At 70.0% G+C, this 19,082-nt stretch carries 19 protein-coding genes; 11 read left to right on the top strand and 8 right to left on the bottom strand.

Annotation, left to right across the window (positions count from 1 at the left end; genetic code table 11):
• Positions 1–9 precede the first annotated feature (9 nt).
• Positions 10–2,568, top strand: a complete 2,559-nt coding sequence (gene hrpB / locus MRBLWO14_RS05690) for an ATP-dependent helicase HrpB (protein ID WP_341935488.1) — start codon at positions 10–12, stop codon at positions 2,566–2,568.
• Between the two features lie 176 nt (positions 2,569–2,744).
• On the opposite strand, the gene MRBLWO14_RS05695 is transcribed toward hrpB, so the two are convergent.
• Together MRBLWO14_RS05695 and MRBLWO14_RS05700 are read right to left on the bottom strand one after the other, a co-directional pair.
• The gene (locus MRBLWO14_RS05695) at positions 2,745–3,500 is read right to left on the bottom strand and encodes an AAA family ATPase (protein ID WP_341935489.1); all 756 of its coding nucleotides are present in this window, start codon (positions 3,498–3,500) and stop codon (positions 2,745–2,747) included.
• A 52-nt stretch (positions 3,501–3,552) separates the two neighbouring features.
• Complete coding sequence (locus MRBLWO14_RS05700; RefSeq protein WP_341935490.1) at positions 3,553–5,049, bottom strand: L-serine ammonia-lyase, iron-sulfur-dependent, subunit alpha; 1,497 nt, start codon at positions 5,047–5,049, stop codon at positions 3,553–3,555.
• 103 nt (positions 5,050–5,152) lie between these two features.
• On the opposite strand from MRBLWO14_RS05700, the gene MRBLWO14_RS05705 reads away from it, so the two are divergent.
• On the top strand, positions 5,153–5,506 hold the full coding sequence (locus MRBLWO14_RS05705) for a hypothetical protein (RefSeq protein WP_341935491.1): 354 nt from the start codon (positions 5,153–5,155) through the stop codon (positions 5,504–5,506).
• 102 nt (positions 5,507–5,608) lie between these two features.
• Here MRBLWO14_RS05705 and MRBLWO14_RS05710 read toward each other — a convergent pair whose 3' ends face one another.
• Positions 5,609–7,339, bottom strand: coding sequence for an FAD-binding protein (locus MRBLWO14_RS05710; RefSeq protein WP_341935492.1), 1,731 nt, complete (start codon positions 7,337–7,339; stop codon positions 5,609–5,611).
• 71 nt (positions 7,340–7,410) lie between these two features.
• Between MRBLWO14_RS05710 and MRBLWO14_RS05715 the strand changes: the two genes are divergently transcribed.
• Positions 7,411–8,343, top strand: a complete 933-nt coding sequence (locus MRBLWO14_RS05715) for a LysR family transcriptional regulator (protein ID WP_341935493.1) — start codon at positions 7,411–7,413, stop codon at positions 8,341–8,343.
• A 54-nt stretch (positions 8,344–8,397) separates the two neighbouring features.
• Here the strand turns inward: MRBLWO14_RS05715 and MRBLWO14_RS05720 are convergent, their stop codons facing one another.
• Together MRBLWO14_RS05720 and MRBLWO14_RS05725 are read right to left on the bottom strand one after the other, a co-directional pair.
• Positions 8,398–9,429, bottom strand: a complete 1,032-nt coding sequence (locus MRBLWO14_RS05720; RefSeq protein ID WP_341935494.1) for a methionine synthase — start codon at positions 9,427–9,429, stop codon at positions 8,398–8,400.
• Positions 9,430–9,443: 14 nt separating this feature from the next.
• Positions 9,444–10,442 carry a putative oxygenase MesX gene (locus tag MRBLWO14_RS05725; RefSeq protein ID WP_341935495.1) on the bottom strand — a complete coding sequence of 333 codons (999 nt, stop codon included), beginning with the start codon at positions 10,440–10,442 and terminating at the stop codon, positions 9,444–9,446.
• Positions 10,443–10,565: 123 nt separating this feature from the next.
• On the opposite strand from MRBLWO14_RS05725, the gene MRBLWO14_RS05730 reads away from it, so the two are divergent.
• Positions 10,566–11,507, top strand: a complete 942-nt coding sequence (locus tag MRBLWO14_RS05730) for a LysR family transcriptional regulator (RefSeq protein ID WP_341935496.1) — start codon at positions 10,566–10,568, stop codon at positions 11,505–11,507.
• A gap of 62 nt (positions 11,508–11,569) precedes the next feature.
• On the opposite strand, the gene MRBLWO14_RS05735 is transcribed toward MRBLWO14_RS05730, so the two are convergent.
• The 3 genes from MRBLWO14_RS05735 to MRBLWO14_RS05745 are packed head-to-tail and all read right to left on the bottom strand — an operon-like array spanning position 11,570 to position 14,707.
• The gene (locus MRBLWO14_RS05735) at positions 11,570–13,102 is read right to left on the bottom strand and encodes a tripartite tricarboxylate transporter permease (RefSeq protein ID WP_341935497.1); all 1,533 of its coding nucleotides are present in this window, start codon (positions 13,100–13,102) and stop codon (positions 11,570–11,572) included.
• 1 nt (position 13,103) lies between these two features.
• The gene (locus tag MRBLWO14_RS05740; protein ID WP_341936169.1) at positions 13,104–13,712 is read right to left on the bottom strand and encodes a tripartite tricarboxylate transporter TctB family protein; all 609 of its coding nucleotides are present in this window, start codon (positions 13,710–13,712) and stop codon (positions 13,104–13,106) included.
• A complete protein-coding gene (locus MRBLWO14_RS05745) occupies positions 13,712–14,707 on the bottom strand; it encodes a tripartite tricarboxylate transporter substrate-binding protein (RefSeq protein WP_341935498.1) in 996 nt (331 codons plus the stop codon). Before MRBLWO14_RS05745 ends, MRBLWO14_RS05740 begins: the two co-directional genes overlap by 1 nt.
• A 151-nt stretch (positions 14,708–14,858) precedes the next feature.
• Between MRBLWO14_RS05745 and MRBLWO14_RS05750 the strand changes: the two genes are divergently transcribed.
• The 7 genes from MRBLWO14_RS05750 (at position 14,859) to MRBLWO14_RS05780 (ending at position 19,080) form a co-directional block, all read left to right on the top strand.
• Complete coding sequence (locus MRBLWO14_RS05750; protein WP_341935499.1) at positions 14,859–16,127, top strand: ATP-binding protein; 1,269 nt, start codon at positions 14,859–14,861, stop codon at positions 16,125–16,127.
• Positions 16,124–16,864: a response regulator gene (locus tag MRBLWO14_RS05755; protein ID WP_341935500.1), complete on the top strand. Its 741-nt coding sequence runs from the start codon at positions 16,124–16,126 to the stop codon at positions 16,862–16,864. The genes MRBLWO14_RS05750 and MRBLWO14_RS05755 overlap by 4 nt, the downstream gene beginning before the upstream one ends.
• A 215-nt stretch (positions 16,865–17,079) precedes the next feature.
• Entirely contained in the window at positions 17,080–17,340 is a 261-nt protein-coding gene (locus MRBLWO14_RS05760) for a hypothetical protein (protein ID WP_341935501.1), read from the top strand.
• Positions 17,337–17,579, top strand: a complete 243-nt coding sequence (locus MRBLWO14_RS05765; protein ID WP_341935503.1) for a hypothetical protein — start codon at positions 17,337–17,339, stop codon at positions 17,577–17,579. Before MRBLWO14_RS05760 ends, MRBLWO14_RS05765 begins: the two co-directional genes overlap by 4 nt.
• Positions 17,566–17,829: a hypothetical protein gene (locus tag MRBLWO14_RS05770; protein ID WP_341935504.1), complete on the top strand. Its 264-nt coding sequence runs from the start codon at positions 17,566–17,568 to the stop codon at positions 17,827–17,829. Before MRBLWO14_RS05765 ends, MRBLWO14_RS05770 begins: the two co-directional genes overlap by 14 nt.
• A 245-nt stretch (positions 17,830–18,074) precedes the next feature.
• Complete coding sequence (locus MRBLWO14_RS05775) at positions 18,075–18,908, top strand: tyrosine-type recombinase/integrase (RefSeq protein ID WP_341935505.1); 834 nt, start codon at positions 18,075–18,077, stop codon at positions 18,906–18,908.
• Between the two features lie 7 nt (positions 18,909–18,915).
• Positions 18,916–19,080, top strand: coding sequence for a hypothetical protein (locus MRBLWO14_RS05780; RefSeq protein ID WP_341935506.1), 165 nt, complete (start codon positions 18,916–18,918; stop codon positions 19,078–19,080).
• The last annotated feature ends 2 nt before the right edge of the window (positions 19,081–19,082 follow it).

The following is a 19,082-nucleotide window of genomic DNA, read 5'->3' on the forward strand; positions in this document are numbered from 1 at the left end:
ACTGGAGGGGTGACCGCCGCCTTCGACCTCGCCGCCATCGGCGCGGGACTCTCGTTCGCGGCGGCTGTCGACGACCTGTCGCATGCTCTCGACGGCAGTCAGACCGTGGTCGTCAGCGCCCCTCCCGGCACGGGCAAGACGACGCTCGTGCCGCCGCTGCTGGCGAGCCGGTCGGGCGGACGCGTCATCGTCACCCAGCCGCGCCGCGTCGCCGCCCGAGCGGCCGCGCGTCGGCTCGCGCATCTCGACGGCTCAGCCCTCGGCGAGCGCGTCGGGTTCACGGTGCGCGGCGAGAGCGCGGTCGGTCCGTCGACACGGATCGAGTTCGTCACCGCGGGCGTGCTCCTGCGCCGCATGCTCGACGACCCGGGTCTCGACGGAGTGGATGCCGTGATCCTCGACGAAGTGCACGAGCGCGCCCTCGAGACCGACCTGCTGATCGGACTCCTGTCGGAGGTGCGCGAGCTGCGCGACGACCTGGCTGTCGTCGCCATGTCGGCCACGCTCGATGCCGTGCGCTTCGCCGCCGTGCTCGGCACGGACGACGCGCCCGCCCCGGTCGTCGACCATGACGTGCCCGCCTTCCCTCTCACCGAGCGCTGGGCGCCGAGTTCCGCGCCCCGCCTCGACGAGCGTGGCGTCACGTGGGCATTCCTCGATCATGTCGCGCAGATCACGGCATCCGCTGCCCGCGATCTCCGACACGACGACCCCGCAGCCGACGTGCTCGTCTTCGCGCCCGGCGCGCGCGAGGTCAGCGAGATCGCGCGCCGCATCAGTGCCGCCGCCGACGGGTTCGACGTGCGCGAGCTGCACGGGCAGATCCCCGCGGCGGAGCAGGATGCCGTGATCCGCGGCCGCGCACCGGGCGCACCCCCGCGCATCATCGTGTCGACCTCGCTCGCGGAGTCGTCGCTCACCGTTCCCGGGGTTCGACTGGTGGTCGACAGCTGTCTGGCTCGACACCCTCAGCGTGATGCCGCCCGAGGCATGACCGGTCTCGTGACGACCGCGGCTCCCCGCTCCTCCTGCGTGCAGCGAGCTGGACGCGCCACGCGGCAGAGTCCGGGAACGGTGATCCGCTGCGTCGACGAGCGCACGTACGCTGCCGCGCCCGCTCGCCCTGCCCCCGAGATCGCGGTGGCAGACCTCGCGGATGCCGCCCTGTTGCTCGCCTGCTGGGGCGCGCCGGGCGGGGCGGGACTGCGGATGGTCGACCGGCCGCCCGCCGACAACCTCGCCGATGCGATCACGGTGCTGCACGGCCTCGGCGCGGTCGACGACGACGGACGCGCCACCCCCGAGGGCCGTGCACTGGTACGCGTCCCCACCGACCCCCGACTCGCCCGCGCCCTGCGCGACGGCAGCCCCGTCGTGGGGGCATCGCTCGCGGCGGAGGTCGTCGCGCTGCTCGGAGGCGACGTGCGCGTCGCCGAAGCCGATGTCGCGCAGGCTCTGCTCGCCCTGCGCGGTGGTCGCACGGCGGAGGCCCGTCGCTGGCGGCGCGACGCGGATCGCCTCGAGCGATTGGTGCCGCCGACGCCCGGCATCCGCTCCGACCTCGACGGCACGGGACTGGTGATCGCCCTCGCCTTCCCCGAGCGCATCGCTCAGCGGGTGGAGCGCACGGCCGACGGCGCGACGTTCCTGCTCGCGTCGGGCACCCGCGCCGGGGTGCGCGGCACGCTCGCGGCGTCCGAGTGGATCGCCGTCGCCGACGTCACCAGAGCCGGCGGCCGCGCGGCGGCAGGGTCCGGCGCGCTCGTCCGCGCCGCGGCGGTCCTCACCGAGCCGCAGCGCGAAATCGCCGCGAGCCACCTCATGACCGACCGCGTCGAAGCGGAGTTCGTCGGTGGCCGCGTGCAGGCAAGACGCGAACGCCGCATCGGAGCGATCCTGCGGTCGTCGGCCCCCGTCCGTCCGACGATCGACGAGGGACGGGATGCCGTGCGGCGGGCGCTCCGCCGCGACGGCCTCTCGGTGTTCACCTGGTCGGAGACGGCCGACGCGCTGCGTCGTCGGCTGGCTCTGCTGCGACGCGAGCTCGGCGACCCGTGGCCCGAGGTGACGGATGCCGGACTGCTCGCGTCTCTCGACAGCTGGCTCGCGTCCGAGCTCGACGCGCTCGCCGGCGGAACTCCTGCGGCTCGGATCGACCTCGCGACCGCGCTGCGCAGACTGCTGCCGTGGCCGGCGGCGACCCGCTTCGAGGAGCTCGCACCGGAGCGGCTGGAGGTTCCGACAGGATCCCGCATCCGCATCGACTATCCCGCGGTCGACGAGGAGTCGGCCCGCCCCGTCGTCGCCGTCAAGCTGCAGGAGTGCTTCGGGTGGGCGGAGACCCCGCGGCTCGTCGACGGGAGGGTCCCGGTGCTGTTCCACCTGCTCTCCCCGGCCGGTCGTCCGCTCGCCGTGACCGACGATCTCGCCTCGTTCTGGTCCGGTCCCTACGCGCAGGTGCGGGCCGAGATGCGCGGGCGGTACCCGAAGCACCCCTGGCCGGAGGACCCGTGGGCCGCCGCACCGACCCGATGGACGAAGAACCGCACCGCGCGGGAGTCGGGGTAGGGCGTTTCGTCTCGCTTCGCTCGCTCAACGACCCGCAAGAGAGATCCGCTCGCTCAACGACCCGCGAGAGAGGTCCGCTCGCTCAACGGCCCGCAAGAGAGATCCGCTCGCTCAACGACCCGCAAGAGAGATCCGCTCGCACAACGACCCGCGGAACGGGCCGTGCGCGAGGACGTTCAGGCCAGGAGGTGTCGCAGGTAGCGGGGCGGGTCCTGCAGGAACGAGCGCCAGTGGTTCACGAGCTCCAGATCCTGCCATTCCGCCGGACGGATGCCCCACTCCCCGACCTCCAGGATCTTCGCCCCCGGCAGAGCGGCCAGCACCGGCGAGTGCGTCGCACAGAGCACCTGCCCGCCTTCATCGACGATGCGCTGCAGCACGGCGATGAGCGCGAGCGTCGACTGGAACGACAGCGCCGCCTCCGGCTCGTCGAGGCAGTAGAAGCCGGGCTCGTCGAAGCGGCTCTCGAGCAGCGCGAGGAACGACTCGCCGTGACTCATCTCGTGGAACGGCACATCCGGTCCGCTCGTCGACGGGTTGTCTTCGAGGTAGGTGTAGAACGAGTGCATCGTCTCGGCGCGCAGGAAGAACCCCCAGCGGTTCGCCCCCACCCCGCGCTGCAGCCGGAGCCACTCCGACAGCGGCGACTCGGTCGGCCGGGTGCGATGCGCCGCCTGGCGCGAACCGCCCTCCGGCGAGAGTCCGTAGGCGACGGCGATCCCCTCGACGATCGTCGACTTGCCGCTGCCGTTCTCACCGACGAGAAAGGTCACACCGGGGTCGAGGTCGACCCCCTCGCGGAGTACCTGCGCGACCGCCGCGATGCTCGTGGGCCAGCGACCATCGGGTTCGGGTGCATCGTCCGCTGCGCGGACCGCCACGATGGGCTGCTCGCGCTTCCGTCTGCTGCCCGGCTCCCAGATCGACTCCATGCTCCGACGTTACGTGCGACCGCAGACATCGGCATCTCCGGGTTCGGCCCGGTCAGCACTCGATGACGTTGACCGCGAGGCCGCCCTCGCTCGTCTCCTTGTACTTCGTCGACATGTCCATGCCGGTCTGCCGCATCGTCTCGACGACCGCGTCGAGCGACACGTAGTGACTGCCGTCTCCACGCAGAGCGAGGCGCGCGGCGGTCACCGCCGTCGATGCGGCGATCGCGTTGCGCTCGATGCACGGGATCTGCACGAGGCCGGCGATCGGATCGCACGTCAGCCCGAGGTGGTGCTCCATCGCGATCTCGGCGGCGTTCTCGATCTGCCGGTTCGTGCCGCCCATGACGGCGGTGAGTCCGCCCGCGGCCATCGCGCACGCCGACCCGACCTCGGCCTGGCATCCGCCCTCGGCTCCCGAGATCGACGCGTTGGCCTTGAACAGCGAGCCCAGCGCGGTCGCGGTGAGCAGGAAACGACGGATGCCGCGGCGACGGTTCGCCTCGGCGACCGCGTCGGGGTCTTCGATCGCGCCGACCGCGACGAGCGACGCCTCCGCGCCGAAGCCGAGCAGGGCGCTGCCGACGAGTTCGCCGTAGGGTGTGACGGCGTTGCCCGCGCCGAGGCCGGAATCGGCGAGGAACCGCCACCAGTACATCGCGACGGCGGGGAGGATGCCGGCCGCACCGTTCGTCGGAGCCGTGACGACGCGTCCGCCTGCGGCGTTCTCCTCGTTCACCGCGAGCGCGAAGGCACCCAGCCATTCACCCGGGAGCTCGCGGTGCCCCTCGGATTCGACCTCTTCGAGCTGCTCCCTGATCAGGTTCGCCCGCCGCTTCACCTTGAGGATGCCGGGCAGGATGCCGTCGCTGTGGAGCCCCGCGTCGACGCAGCCCGACATCGCGTCCCAGATGGCGTCGAGCCCTGCCGCGACCTCTTCCTCGCTGCGCACCGCGGTCTCGTTGAGTCGTGCGACCTCGGCGATCGAGAGGCCGTACTCGTCGCACAGTGCCAGCAGCGATGCCGCGTCGGCGTACGAGTACGGCAGCGGGGCCGTGGCGAGCTTCGCCTCCTCCCCGTCGCGGCGGATGAAGCCTCCGCCGACCGAGTAGTAGGTCTCCTCAGCGACGGTCGAGCCCGCGGCATCCCAGGCCGTGATCGTCATCGCATTCGGGTGACCGGGCAGGCGCGTGCGCGGGGCGAACACGATGTCGTCCTTCGCGAACGCCACCTCGTGCGTGCCGTCGAGCAGCAGCCGTCCGCCCTCGGGGAAGTCCGTCCACGCGGAGCGCACGGCAGCCGGATCGCAGGTCTCGGGTTCGAGACCGCGGAGTCCGGCGACGACCGCATCCGGCGTGCCGTGGCCGATGCCGGTGGCGCCGAGCGACCCGAACAGGGTGCAGCCGACGCGCGAGACGCGATCGATCGCGCCGGTCGCCGTGAGCCGCCTGGCGAACTCCAGAGCCGCCCTCATCGGTCCGACCGTGTGGGAGCTGGAAGGCCCCACTCCGATGGAGAAGAGGTCGAAGGCCGAGACGTACGCTGTCACCTGACCAGCGTACGTCGTCGGACGGATGCGGTCGTCAAGCCCCTTCCCGCGACGGCGAGCCCGCGGCATCCTGAATCCGTCCACCCACGCGAAAGGGATGATCATGAGCGACACCACACCCGAGCAGGATCCGGCCGCCGACCTCGACGGCGAGGCTCAGGCGCCCACGCCGACCCCGTCCTCCGGCGACGCCGGCGAGATTACGGCGGTCTCCCCCGACGACGAGAGCGACTCGGAGAATCGGACCGAAGGCCGCGCGGAGACCCCGGAGCAGGCGGAGTCGCCCGAGGACGCCGACCCTGACGAGGTGCCGAGCACCGAGGAGCTCGAAGAGCCCAGCACCGAGAAGTCGCCCGGCGAGGAGCCGAAGGCCCCGAAGCGAGACGACCCCGAACCCGACCATCAGGCGGTCGGGATCGGGGTCATCGACGGTCCGCAGACGGACCAGGGCGACTGAGGCGGCTCCTACCCCACCCCAGGGCCCGCGTTCCGGTCGCAGATCGTGCCGCTCCGAGGGCGCGGGGACGGCACGCGATGCGACCGGGACGAGTGCGGGGAGCTATTCGACGAGCTTGCCCGTCGTGTCGACGTCGCGCATGAGCTCGGCGATCTCGTCCGGGATCGGCGGGATCTGCTCGTGCGTCACACCCGTGCCCGGGCTCCACACCAGGTTCACCTGCAGCGTCGGGTCGGTGTCGGGGTAGTCGCTGCGGTTGTGGCATCCGCGGGTCTCACGCCGCTCCCGCGCGGCCTCCAGCGTCGCCCTGGCCGCGATCGCCGAGGCCTTGAGGTCGAAGGCGTGCGCGAGATCCTGGAACCCGGCGATGTCGGGATGGATGCCGATGTCCTCCATGCGCCCCTCGATCATGTCGAGGTCGGCGAGACCGGCGCGCAGCCCCTCCTCCGAACGCACCACCCCGGCGTGCTGGGTCATTGTGTTGCGGATCGCGCGCTGCAGTGCGCGGACGTTCTCGTGTCCGTCGGCGGCCAGCAGGTCGTCGATCTCTGCGCGAGCCTGCGCCACGGCGTCCGCTGAGCGCTTCTGCGCGTCGAGCCCGGCGGCGTGCGCCATCGCGGCCTGGCCGACAATGCGCCCGTACACGAGAAGCTCGATGAGCGAGTTGCCGCCGAGACGATTGGCGCCGTGGAGTCCGCTCGACGCCTCGCCGATCGCGTAGAGGCCGTCGACGTCGGTCTGATGATCTTCCGAGCGCACCCACACGCCGCCCATCGAGTAGTGCGCGGTGGGGGCGATCTCGATCGGTTCGGCGGTGATGTCGAGCATCTGCAGCTCCATCATCGTCTGGTAGACGCGGGGCAGACGGGTCATGATCATCTCGCGCGGCAGGTGCGAGACGTCGAGCCAGACGCCGCCGTTCTCGGTGCCGCGCCCCTCGGCGATCTCGGTGTACGCGGCGAGCGCGACGCGGTCGCGGGTCGAGAGTTCCATCCGCTCGGGGTCGTACTTCTCCATGAACCGCTCCCCGAGCGCGTTGCGCAGGATGCCGCCCTCGCCGCGCGCAGCTTCGGAGATGAGGGTGCCCGCCGCGTTCTCGGGCTCGATGATGCCGGAGGGGTGGAACTGCACGAGTTCGGGATCGCGCAGTCGGGCGCCGGCCTCGACCGCGAGGCGGAACGAGTCGCCGGTGTTCTCGTCGCGGCGCGACGAGGTGCGTCGCCAGATGCGGTTGTGGCCGCCCGCGGCGAGGATCACGGCATCCGCGTGGATGAGGTAGCGCGTGCCGTCGGCCTGGTCGAAGCCGTACGCGCCGAAGACGACATTGTCGCGCACGAGGAGTCGGGTGATGTAGACGTTGTCGAGGATCGGCACGTCGAGCTGCTCGGCTTTGGCGACGAGGGTGCGCTGGATCTCGAGACCGGTGTAGTCGCCCGCGAACGCGGTGCGGCGGAAGGTGTGCGCGCCGAAGAAGCGCTGCGAGATGCGTCCGTCGTCCTCGCGCGCGAACTCCATGCCCCAGCGTTCGAGATCACGGATGCCGCGCTCGGCCCCCTGCGTCACGACCTCGACCGTGTGCGGGTTGGCGAGGAGGTAGCTCTCCTTGATCGTGTCGGCGGCGTGCTGCTGCCAGGTGTCGTCGGCATCCATGGTCCCGAGCGCGGCGTTGATCCCTCCGGCCGCGAGCGACGTGTGCGCGTCCTGCCGGGGGCGTTTGCCGACGGCGAGGACGTCGACGCCGTGCTCGGCGACCTCGATCGCCGCGCGGAGGCCCGACCCGCCCGTCCCGATGACGAGGACCGTGGTGGAGATCTGCCGTTCACGTGTACTCATGCCTTCGACGCTAGTTAGGCCGCCCTAATAACTCCAATGCATTGTTCTACTGGTATCGATAGACTGCAGGCATGAATCTGGAGCAACTGCGGGGGTTCGTCGAAGTGGCCCGCCTGGGGCACTTCACCCGCGCGTCCGAGCACCTGCATCTCGCACAGCCCTCGCTGAGCAGGCAGATCTCGACGCTCGAACGTGAGCTCGGAGCCGAGCTGTTCCACCGCGCACGCGGTCACATCAACCTGACCGCGGCGGGCGAGGCGCTGCTCCCCCGCGCGCAGCGGATGCTGTCGGAGGCCGAGGCGATCCGCGAGGAGATGGGCGAGCTCGCCGGCCTCCGCCGTGGTCGGGTGCGGCTCGGAGCGCCGCCCACCCTCTGCATCAGCCTCGTCGCCGAGGCCATCAGCACGTTCCACGCCTCGCACCCCGGCGTCGATCTGCACCTCGTCGAGAGCGGATCACGTCTGCTCGTCGAGCAGCTCGCGGTCGGAGCCGTCGACATCGCCCTCATCACCGAGTCCGACGGACCGCCCCCCTCCGGCTTCAGCCTCAGCCGCATGCAGCTGCTCACGGAGGAACTCGTCGTCGTCTCCGCGGCATCCCAGCCTCCCGTCGCGGTGACCCCGGCCATCGGCCTCGAACACCTCGCGACGCTGCCGCTCATCGCGCTCGACGAGACCTACGAGCTGCGTGCGACGACGGATGCCGCGTTCCGCTCGGCCGGACTCACGCCCAACCACGTGCTCGAGGGGGCGGAGATGGATGCCGTGCTCCGCTTCGTCGAACGCGGAGTGGGCGTCGCGGTCGTACCCGCGATGGTGCTGCTCGATCAGCCAGCGCTGCGGTCGGTGCGGCTCACGCACCCGATGATGCGGCGGACCGTGAGCCTCGCGCACCGCGCCGACGTCACGCCCGCGGTCGCCGTCGCCGCCATGCGCGAGGTCATCGTCGCGACCGCGGCCGAGGTCGCGCGTCGTGACCCCGCGATCACGAGCCTGCTCGACTGACGGCATCCGCCGCCCGGTGCGGGGCGGGAAGGGCATCGCCCGCCCCGGGCGGCGTCAGGAGGCAGCGAGCTCGTCCCGCACGATCGCGGCGCCCGCGCTCAGCGCGCTCAGCTTCGCGAGGGCCGCTCCGCGGGGCAGCGGAGCCATGCCGCAGTTCGTGCTCGGCACGAGCTTGTCCGCATCCACGAAGGCGAGCGCCTCGCGCAGGGTGTCGGCGACCTGTTCGGGAGTCTCGACGGTCTCGCTCGCGACGTCGATCGCACCGAGCATGACGTTCTTTCCTCGGATGAGCTCGATCAGGTCGAGGGGCACGCGCGAGTGCGCGCGCTCCAACGAGACGGTGTCGATGATCGACTTCTGCAGCAGCGGGAACGACTCCTCGTACTGGCGCCACTCCGGTCCGAGCGTCGCCTTCCAATCGGTGTTCGCCTTGATGCCGTAGCCGTAGCAGATGTGCACGACGGTCTCGGCGCGCAACCCCTCGGCCGCGCGCTCCAGCGTCGCGACTCCCCAGTCCTTCAGCTCGTCGAAGAAGACGTTGAAGGCGGGCTCGTCGAACTGGATGACGTCGACGCCGGCCGCTTCGAGCTCGCGGGCCTCCTGATTGAGGATCGTCGCGAACTCCCAGGCGAGCTTTTCGCGGCTGCGATAGTGCCGGTCCGACAGCGTGTCGATCATGGTCATCGGCCCCGGCAGCGCCCACTTGATCCGCTGGTCGGTCTGCTGGCGGAGGAACTTCGCGTCATCGACGAACACCGACTTCTCGCGGCTCACCGCGCCGACGACCGTGGGCACGCTCGCGTCGTACCGGTCGCGGATGCGCACCGTCTCGCGCTGGTCGAAGTCCACGCCGCTCAGGTGCTCGATGAACGTCGTGACGAAGTGCTGGCGGGTCTGCTCGCCGTCGCTGATGACGTCGATGCCGCGGCGGGTCTGCTCCTGCACGGCGCTGCGCAGAGCATCCTGCTTGCCCTCGACGAGAGCGTCGCCCTCGAGCTTCCAGGGCGACCAGAGCGTCTCGGGCTGTGCGAGCCAGGACGGCTTGGGGAGGCTGCCCACGATCGAGGTGGGGAGGAGGGAGTTCACGATGCGCCTCCGGGTCACGCGGCCGTGGCCGTGTCGTCGGCGGCGGCCCACCGCGCGAGCACGTCGCGATGCGGCTTCACGAAGTGCTCCTCGGTGTACCGGCCCTGCGAGCGTGCGAGCCGGTTGCGCTCCTCGCGGTCGTACCCGATCTGGGTCGACGAGTAGTCCTGCTGGTCGAGCGTCGGCCGGTAGATGCTCGCGGCGGCGGAGTTCGCGTTGTAGATCTCCGGGCGGTAGATCTTCTGGAACGTCTCCATGGTGCTGATGGTGCCGATCAGCTGCAGGTTGGAGTAGTCGGTGAGCAGGTCGCCCTCGAAGTAGAACGCGAGCGGTGCGACGCTCCCCGGAGGCATGAAGTACCGCACCCGCAGCCCCATCTTCCCGAAGTAGGCGTCGGTCAGCGATCCCTCATCGTCCTGCACGTACTCGACGCCGAGGACGGGGTGGTGGTTCTCGGTGCGGCGGTACTCCTTGCTCGTCGACACGCTGATGCAGATCACCGGCGAGGTCGTGAAGCGCTCGCGGTACGCCTCGGAGTCGAGGAAGTGCCGGAACAGCTTGCCGTGCAGGTCGCCGAAGTCGTCGGGGACGGTGAACCGGCCCGCCGCCTCCGTCGCCGCCGGGAGCACCACGCTGAAGTCGAAGTCGCGGACGTACGACGAGAAGTTGTTGCCGACGATGCCGTGATGACGTCGTCCGGTCTGCCGGTCGACGATCTGGATGTCGAGGACCTCGAGCAGCGGGAACCGCTTGTCCTCGCCGTCGGCGGTGAACTCCAGGCCGGCTGAGACGATCTCGAGCTCGAGCGTGTACCGGTCGCGGGTCGGGTTGTCCCAGTGCGCGAGGTCGTTGAAGCGCCGGTCGATCATCGTGAGCGCGTTGCGGAGGTTCTGCCGGCGGTGCTCGCCGCGCGCGAGGTTCGCGAAGTTCGTCGTGGTGCGCGAGTCGTCGGAGGGCGTGTAGTCCTCGTCGAAGCGCGTGGTGGTGATGTGGAACGTGAAGTCGTTCGCCATGAGCGGCCCATCTGCTGGCTGAGCGACCGGATCGGCCGCGCGGAAGTCTGTGCATCCATCGTGCGGCGGAAAGCGGACTATCGGGTAACTCGCGCCAGCTATGCGCGGATATAGTCTCTACCTATGGCACGCGGATCCAGCGGCATCACGCTGCAGCAGCTCCACTACTTCGTCGAGGTCGCGGCGGAGGGGTCGATCAGCGCGGCCGCCGATCTGCTCTACGTCTCGCAGCCCACGATGTCGGCGGCCATGAAGGACCTCGAGACGCGGGCCGGGCGCACCCTGCTGCTCCGCTCCGCCCGCGGCGTCACCCTCACGGCCGACGGCGCGGAGTTCCTCGGGTATGCACGACAGGTCACCGAGCAGGTCGCGCTGCTCGAGCAGCGGTACCTCGGTCGGCCGCCGTCGCGTCGCCTGCTGGGCGTCTCGGCACAGCACTACTCGTTCGTGATCGACGCCTTCGTGCGCATGGTCAAGGCCAGCGGAGCGGCGGAGTACGAGTTCTCCCTTCGCGAGACCCGCACGTGGGACATCATCGAAGACGTCCGCACCCTGCGCAGCGAACTCGGCATCCTCTACCGCAACGACTTCAACCGCAGCGTCATCGACAAGCTGCTGCGCGACTCCGGCCTCGCATTCCATCCCCTCTTCCTCGCCGATCCGCACATCTTCATCTCGCGCAAGAACCCGCTCGCGGCGCGCGATCGCGTGACCCTCGACGATCTCGCCGGCCTCCCCCGTCTCACTTTCGACCAGGGTGCGAACAACTCGTTCTACTTCGCCGAGGAGATCCTCTCGACCCTGTCGAGCGCGCAGGAGATCCGCGTCTCGGATCGCGCGACCATCTTCAACCTCATGATCGGCCTCGACGGGTACACGATCTCGACGGGCATCATCAGCGACGACCTCGACCCCGAGATCGTCGCGATCCCGCTCGACGTCGACGAGCGCATCGAGATCGGCTGGATCGGCCACTCCGCCATCCCGCTCACGGAGCAGGCGCAACGCTATCTCGACGAGCTGCGGGCGGTCGTCGCGGGCTTCGGAGTCGTGCTGCTCGGCTGAGGCCGGGGGAGACACGAGAACGCCTCGGACGATACGGCGTCCGAGGCGTTCTCCCTCGTGGGTCAGGCTTCGACGGACACCTTCTTCGCCTCGACCTTCGCCTGAGCACGCGCCACGATGCGCCCGCGCACCGCCAGCACGAGGACGACGGCCAGGATCGCGTACAGGGTGAGCGAGATCGGCCCCTGCACGAGCACCGAGAAGTCGCCGTTGGCGCTCATCGCGGCATCCCGCAGGCTGGTCTCCGCCAGCGGTCCGAGCACCATGCCGATGATCAGCGGGGCGAGCGGGTAGTCGAGCGCCCGCATCAGGAACCCGAGCAGACCGATCCCCAGCAGCATGAGCAGGTCGAACACCGAGCCGCTCGTCGCGTAGATGCCGAGGGCGCAGAAGAGCGTGATGCCCGCGTACAGGTAGGGACGCGGGATCAGCAGCAGCTTGGCCCACAGCATCGCGAAAGGCAGGTTCAGGATGAGCAGCACGATCATCGCGATGAAGAAGCTCGCCAGCAGCGCCCATACGAGCTCGGGCGCCCGCTCGAACAGCAGCGGACCGGGCTGCAGCCCGTACTGGCGGAACGCGGCGAGCATGATCGCGGCGGTCGCCGAGATCGGCAGGCCCAGGGCGAGCAGAGCACCCATCGCCATGCTGGTGGTCGAGTTGCCCGCGGCCTCGGGGGCTGCCAGACCGCGGATCGCCCCCGTGCCGAAGGTCGGGCGCGCGCGTCGGGCGTCGAGACGCTTCTCGAGTCCGTAGGCGAGGAAGGTCGGGATCTCCGATCCGCCGGCCGGCACCACGCCGAACGGGAGGCCGATCGCGGTGCCGCGGAACCAGGCGGGAGCGGCCTCCCTGAACTCGCTGCGGCTGAGCCACGGGCGACCAGACGGCTTGATGAGGGCCCTGTCCTTCATGTGCCGCTCCAGGCAGGCGACGTAGATGACCTCTCCGAGCGCGAGGATCGCCACGGTCACCGTGACCAGCGAGACGCCGTCGAAGAGGTTCGGCGATCCCATGGTGAAGCGCGGGGCCCCCGAGACGCCGTCGACGCCGATCACGGCGATCCCGAGACCGATGAACAGCGAGGTCAGCCCCTTGATCACGTTGTCGGTGACGACCGACGACGTGGCGACGAACGCGAACACCGCGAGCGCGAAGAACTCCGCTGGTCCGAACCGGCTGGAGAAGTCGGCCAGGGCCGGAGCGAGGAAGACCACGACGATCGACCCGATGAAGCCGCCGATGAACGCGCCGATCGCGGCGGTCGCGAGCGCTTGGGCCGCCCGGCCGTTCCTCGCCATCTTGTGGCCCTCGATCGTCGAGGCGATCGCCGACGCCTGCCCCGGCGTGTTCATGAGGATGCCCATGGTGGAGTCACCGAACAGGCCGCCGAAGTACACGCCGGCGAACATGATGAACGCCGCCGTGGGTTCGAGCGAGAAGGTCACCGGCAGCAGAAGCGCGACCGCCATCGAGGAGCCGAGGCCCGGCATCACGCCGACCGCGGTACCCAGCAGGCATCCGATCAGCACCCAGACGAGGTTCTGCCACGTCAGCGCGCCGGCGAAGCCCTCCGCGAGAAGCTGCAGCACGTCCATGTCAGAACCCCCATCCGAGAATGCCCGAGGGCAGCGACATGCCGAGCGCCATGTCGAACGCGATGTACGAGAGCGAGCTCACGGTCAGACCGACCACGAGGCTGAACAGCCAGCGGGTCGAGCCGAAGCCGCGTGCGATGCACCAGAACAGGAGCCCTGCGGCGATGATCCAGCCGAGGATGTTCAGCACGAGCGCGAAGACGAGGAACGAGCCCACCACCCAGGCGAGAGACCTCACGTCGACGCGGACCGTGCGCTGCACGGCCGGCTCCTCGGGAGCGGCTGCGGATGCCGGGGTGACCGGCGCGTCCGAGACGGAGGCCGCGGTGTCGTCCGCGCGGAGCTCGCGCACGGCGCCGACGACGAGCACGACCGCGAACAGGTACAGCCCCGCCGTGATGAGCATCGGGAAGAACTGCGGACCGGGGAAAGCGGTGCCCTCCGGCACCTTCATCGTGATGATGCCCACGAGCAGGTAGGTCGCGAACGCGACCAGCACGGCCGGCATCGTGAGGTTCTTCAGCAGGGCCGCCGTGCGTCCGGGGCCGGCGCCGAACGCCAGCCGCTGTCCGACGACCGCCGACACCGCTGTCGGGTTGTTGGATGACATCACAGCCCCATCTCCTCGTACAGCTGCTCGATGCGGGAGTGCTCGTCCTCGAGGAAGGCGTCGAGCTCCTCCCCCGTGATGACCCGTTCCGTCCAGCGGTAGCGCTCGATGGCGTCCTTCCACTCCGGAGTCACGATCGAGTCGGCGATGAGCTCGCGCAGACCGTCGACCTGCTCGTCATCGAGGCCCGCAGGGGCGGCGAGCATGCGCCAGTTGGTGAGCGAGACGTCGTAGCCCTGTTCGGCCGCGGTCGGGATGTCGATGCCGTCGACCGGCTCCTCCGCGACGAGGGCGAGCACGCGCAGGCGGCCCGACTCGATCTGATCGATGTTGTCGGGGTAGCCGCCGGCTGCGGCCTTGGCCGTGCCGTTGAGGAGGGCCTGGATCGCCTCCCCTCCCCCGTCCGACGAGATGTAGGTCGTGTCCAGCGGGGCGATGCCCGCGCTGAGCGCGAGGTCGGTCACGACGAGCTGGTCGAATGAGCCGCCACCCGTCCACGGCACGCCCTTCGGATCGGCCTTCCACGCCTCGACGAGGTCGTCCAGCGTCTCGTACGGGGAGTCGGCGGGCACCACGATCACGTCGTACTCCTCGACGACCACGGCGAGGGGCGTCACGTCGTCGAGCGTGGCCGCTGAGCCGAACTGGATCGTCGCCGCCATGAGGCCTGTCCCTCCGACGAGGAGGTTGTTCGGCTGCCCCTCGAGCACCGAGACGTTGCCGAGGGCGATCGTGCCGCCCGCGCCCGGCATGTTCACGACCTGGACGTTGTTGACGAGCCCGTTCGCCTTCTGCGCCTGCTGCAGCTCGCGGGCCACACCGTCCCACCCGCCACCGGCCGCGGCCGGCGCGATGATGGTCATCGACGCATGGATGTCCTGTCCGGCAGCTGCCGACGTGATGGAACCGAACGCGGCGATGCCGATCGCCGCTGCGGCGATCGTGCCGCCTATGACGCGGGGCAGGACCCGCTTACTCGATGAACTCGTCGTCATCATCGCCTCCTCGTGCGGACACCGTTGTCGCCGCAAGACGGTTATTAGGATGGCAAGGGACCGAGCGCACGTCGCGTGCGCTCGGCTTTGTGCTCATAGATGCTCATGGGAGAGCGGAGCGCGGCGATCCAGCGACGGAGAGGCAGCCGAGATGAGACGCAGCAGTGGCGCCCGCGCCGCGCGCCTCGGGATGCTCGTGCTGCCCAGTCTCATCGTGCTCGCGGCGGTCGGAGTCACGGCAGGGGTCGCGATCGCGGCCCAGGAGCGCAGCATCCGCGCCTCCACGGCCGATCGCGTGCACGAGGTCGCCGCGAGCCTCGCCGTGCTCCCCGAGGTGCAGCGCACGCTGGAGTCGACGGTCGACAGCGGCGATGAGGACGACCCGGCGGACGCGGTCGACCTCGCCGCCGCGACGGAGGAGCTGCAGCCCCTCGCCGACATCGTCGCGCAGGCCGCCGGGGTGTACTACGTCGTGATCACCGACGACGAGGGGGTGCGCATCACGCATCCTCTCGCCTCAGAGCGCGGCGTGCGCGTGTCGACCACGAACGAGTCGGTGCTGGCCGGGGAGGAGTTCCTCGGCACCGAGACCGGGCCCTCCGGCCGCTCACTGCGCGCCAAGGTGCCCGTCTACGGCGACGGCGACCGGGTCATCGGCATGGTGGCGGTCGGCGTGCTGGAATCGAGCCTCTCCGCGCGTCGCGACGAGGCGCTCGGCGACATCCTGCCGTGGATCATCGGGGCGCTCGTCGTCGGAACCCTCGCGAGCTCGGCCGTGGGCGCGGCGATCGAGCGCCGCTTCCGCCGTCTCGACGAGCAGGCGGCCGAGCACGAGCACCTGCGGCGCACCACCACCGCCCTGCAGGAGCAGTCACATGAGTTCAGCACCCGGCTCCACGTGATCCACGGGCTCGTCTCGCACGGCGACGCCGACGACGCGCTCGCCTACATCGACGGCATCGTCCCGGTGCTCACGACCGAGCGACCGGGAGTCGGCGGAACCACGGTCATGGGCGTGGCGATCGAGGCCGTGCAGAACGAGCTCACCGCGCTGGGCACGCGGCTCGAGCTCGGGGTCGACGACGACATCGCGATCGACGAGGGCGTGCTGCTCGTCGTCGCGAACCTGTGCCGCAACGCGGGAGAGGCCGGCGCACGGCGCGTGCGCTGCACCCTGGCGGAGCGCGGACGCACACTCGTCGGCTCGGTGGAGGACGACGGACCGGGTATCGACCCCGCCGACGTCGAGCGGGTGTTCGCGCGCGGCTATTCGTCGAAGGCGGACCGCGCCGTCGGCGGTCGCGGCATCGGTCTCGACCTCGTACGTCGCGCGGTCGTGGCGCGCGGCGGTGTGATCGAGGTGGGGCGCTCGTCGCTCGGCGGCGCGCGTTTCGACTTCGAGATGGATGCCGTGCGATGAGCGGCATCCGTGTCCTCGTGGTCGACGACGATCCCGGCGCTCGTGCGCTGCACGGTCGATTCATCGCCGAGACTCCGGGCTTCGAGCTGGCTGGCACCGCCGGCACCGGCGCCTCGGCGCTCGCGCAGGTCACCGACGACGTCGATCTGCTGCTGCTCGACATGCGCCTGCCCGACATCAGCGGCGTCGAGGTGCTGCACCGGCTCCGTGTCATCGGCGCGACGGGACCCGACGTCCTCGTGATCAGCTCGTCGCGCGACCAGGTGACGGTGCGGCAGGCCCTCGCGGCTCACGTCGTCGGATACCTCATCAAGCCCTTCACGCAGGACGTGCTCCGTCGACGGCTGGAGGAGTACGTCGCGCGCCGCAGCGCGCGCGACGCCGATGAGCACGACCGGCCGCTCGCCCAGGGCGAGGTCGACCGGCTGCTCGCCACCGGCACCATCCGGTTGGGCGACCGAGCGGGCGATCGGTCGCCCTCGCCCTCACCGGAGCAGGCCGGCGGGCTGCCCAAGGGGCTCGCCGAGGTCACGCTGGCGCGCATGATCGCGGCCCTCGACCCGGTCACGTCTCGGTCGGCCTCCGAGATCGCAGCGACCTGCTCGCTCTCGCGCGCGACCGCCCGTCGCTACCTCGACCACCTCGTCGAGACGGGCGTGATCGACCTCGCGCACCGCTACGGCAAGCGCGGACGCCCGCAGGTGCTGTACCGCCTCGCGCCCTCGCCCGACGCCTGACGGCGCTGGCGAGACAGCCCCAGGATGCAGAAATCCCCGCCGCTTCCGCGACGGGGATCTCCGAGTGATGTGCGCCCGAAGGGACTCGAACCCCTAACCTTCTGTTTCGGAGACACCGACCCGTTTTGGACCGCCGATAGGGCGCTCACCCTCGCCGGAATCTGGTGTCAACTGGAGCTTGACGCTGAAATCGCGAACGTGTCCGGGGTGGCACTGTGAGCCGTCGCGACATCGAGACGTCCTCATATCTCGATTTCGCCCGACGCATCATCCGCCGCGCTGGCGCTCGCGTGGCCCAGGAAGATGACTGGCAACTCGGCGAGTTGACCTCCCTCCGCGATGAGGTTGAGGACGCCATCACTCGCGCCGTCGCCGGGCTGCGGGCACAGGGCCACTCATGGCAGTACATCGGCGATGGGCTCGGGATCACCCGCCAAGCGGCCCAACAACGCTATGCCGAGAAGGTGACCGCGTGAGCCTGGAGCGTCGCCGCGAACTCTCGCGGATGACCAAGGCCGAACTTATCGATCTCATCGACACGACGGAAGAGGCCCGGACCGGCTACCAGTGGACGACTGAGGACGGGCAGACGGTCCGCCGCACCCTTGGCCCCTGGCTGGTCATCGACTGCCCAGGGTGCGGGATGGAAGAGGGCTACAGCCCTCACATCTGCCAGGAACCCGACCACGAGATTCGGAGACATGACCATGGGTGACATCTACGTGAAGCCGATCGTTGCCAAGGCGACCCTGCGGTGCGACAAGTGCGGCGCTCGCTGGGAGTCACGCACCTACGAGCCGGTCCGATGGGGTGACGAGACGAAGGCCGCCCAGCCCGCATTCGACGCCGGGTGGACGCTCTACCTCGCCGCCCGAGGCCGCCGGGTCTACTGCCCGAAGCACGAGCCCACTACGCCCATGCGCCTGTTGCACGGGAATGTCGAGGTTCGGAGACACGGTGGCTGACGCCCTGTTCGACCTGGACGACTACGCCCCGCTCACGGTCAAGTCGATGCGCTGCGCTGCGTGCATCGGCAGCGGGTGCGCTCGGTGCGGGTCGATGGGGCGGCTCGGTAGCTCGATCTGGCGGGGCGGCACCTGCCTCTCTCGCATCACGAGCGCATGGCCGGACGTCGAGGGTCGGAGCCGGTAGTTATTCCGAACGCTTTACTTATGTGGGGCGCTGGGTGCAGTTTCAATGAGGAGTGAACATGCTGAATGAGGCATGGGTCGCGGAGGTCACGGACTTCCTGGCGCACCAGAAAGCGGGCGGCAAGCCCGAGACGACACGGCGAGCGAGACGGGATCACCTGTATCACCTCGCTCGCCGAGTCGACATCGCGTCACCGTGGGAGGTCACCGGGGATGACCTCATCACCTACACAGGGATGCAGGAATGGGCGCGAGAGACGCGCCGGTCGCGCCGTGCGACGTTCCTGGCGTTCTGGCGCTGGGGAGTCGCCACGGGACGCGTTGACAAGGTGGTGGCCGAAGCGCTGCCCCCGGTGAAGGCGTCGGCGGCGCGACCGCGTCCCGCGCCGGATGCCGTCTACCGGGAAGCACTCTTGCGTGCACCGGCTCGCGAAACGCTCATGCTCCGGCTCGCCGCCGAAACGGGCATGCGCCGGTCTGAGGTCGCCCAAGTGCACACGCGCGATCTGCTGGACGACTTGGTCGGCTGGTCGCTGGTGGTGCACGGGAAGGGCGACAAGGAGCGCGTGGTGCCCCTGCCCGGCTCGCTCGCCCGGATGATTCAGGACGCGCCGGACGGCTACCTCTTCCCCGGCGACTGGGGACCCGGTCACCTGTCCCCCGCCTACGTCGGCAAGCGCATCCGCAACCTGATGCCGGACGGCTGGACGATGCACACGCTCCGCCATCGGTTCGGGACGCGGGCCTACGCGCTGCGGAGTGATCTGCTGCTCGTGCAGGAGCTACTTGGCCACGCGTCCCCGAGCACGACTAGGCGATATGTTGAGCTTGACCGCAAGCGCATGCGGTCACTCGTGGATGAACTGGAGGCCGCTGATGTCCGCTACGCCTGATCTTGTGATGATCCTCATGACGTGGCTCGCCGCGTTCGTCATCGGCGGGGCGGTGCTGTACTTCGTGGTTCGCGCCGCCGTGGTGAGCGGTCTGCGTCATCACGCACTCTGGCGCGCCGACGGCAGCTACGAGATTGAACTCGAGCGCCATCGACGCGCCAACGCGGAGTAGCG

Origin of the sequence: Microbacterium sp. LWO14-1.2, from assembly GCF_038397715.1 — a bacterium.
Classification (GTDB): domain Bacteria; phylum Actinomycetota; class Actinomycetes; order Actinomycetales; family Microbacteriaceae; genus Microbacterium.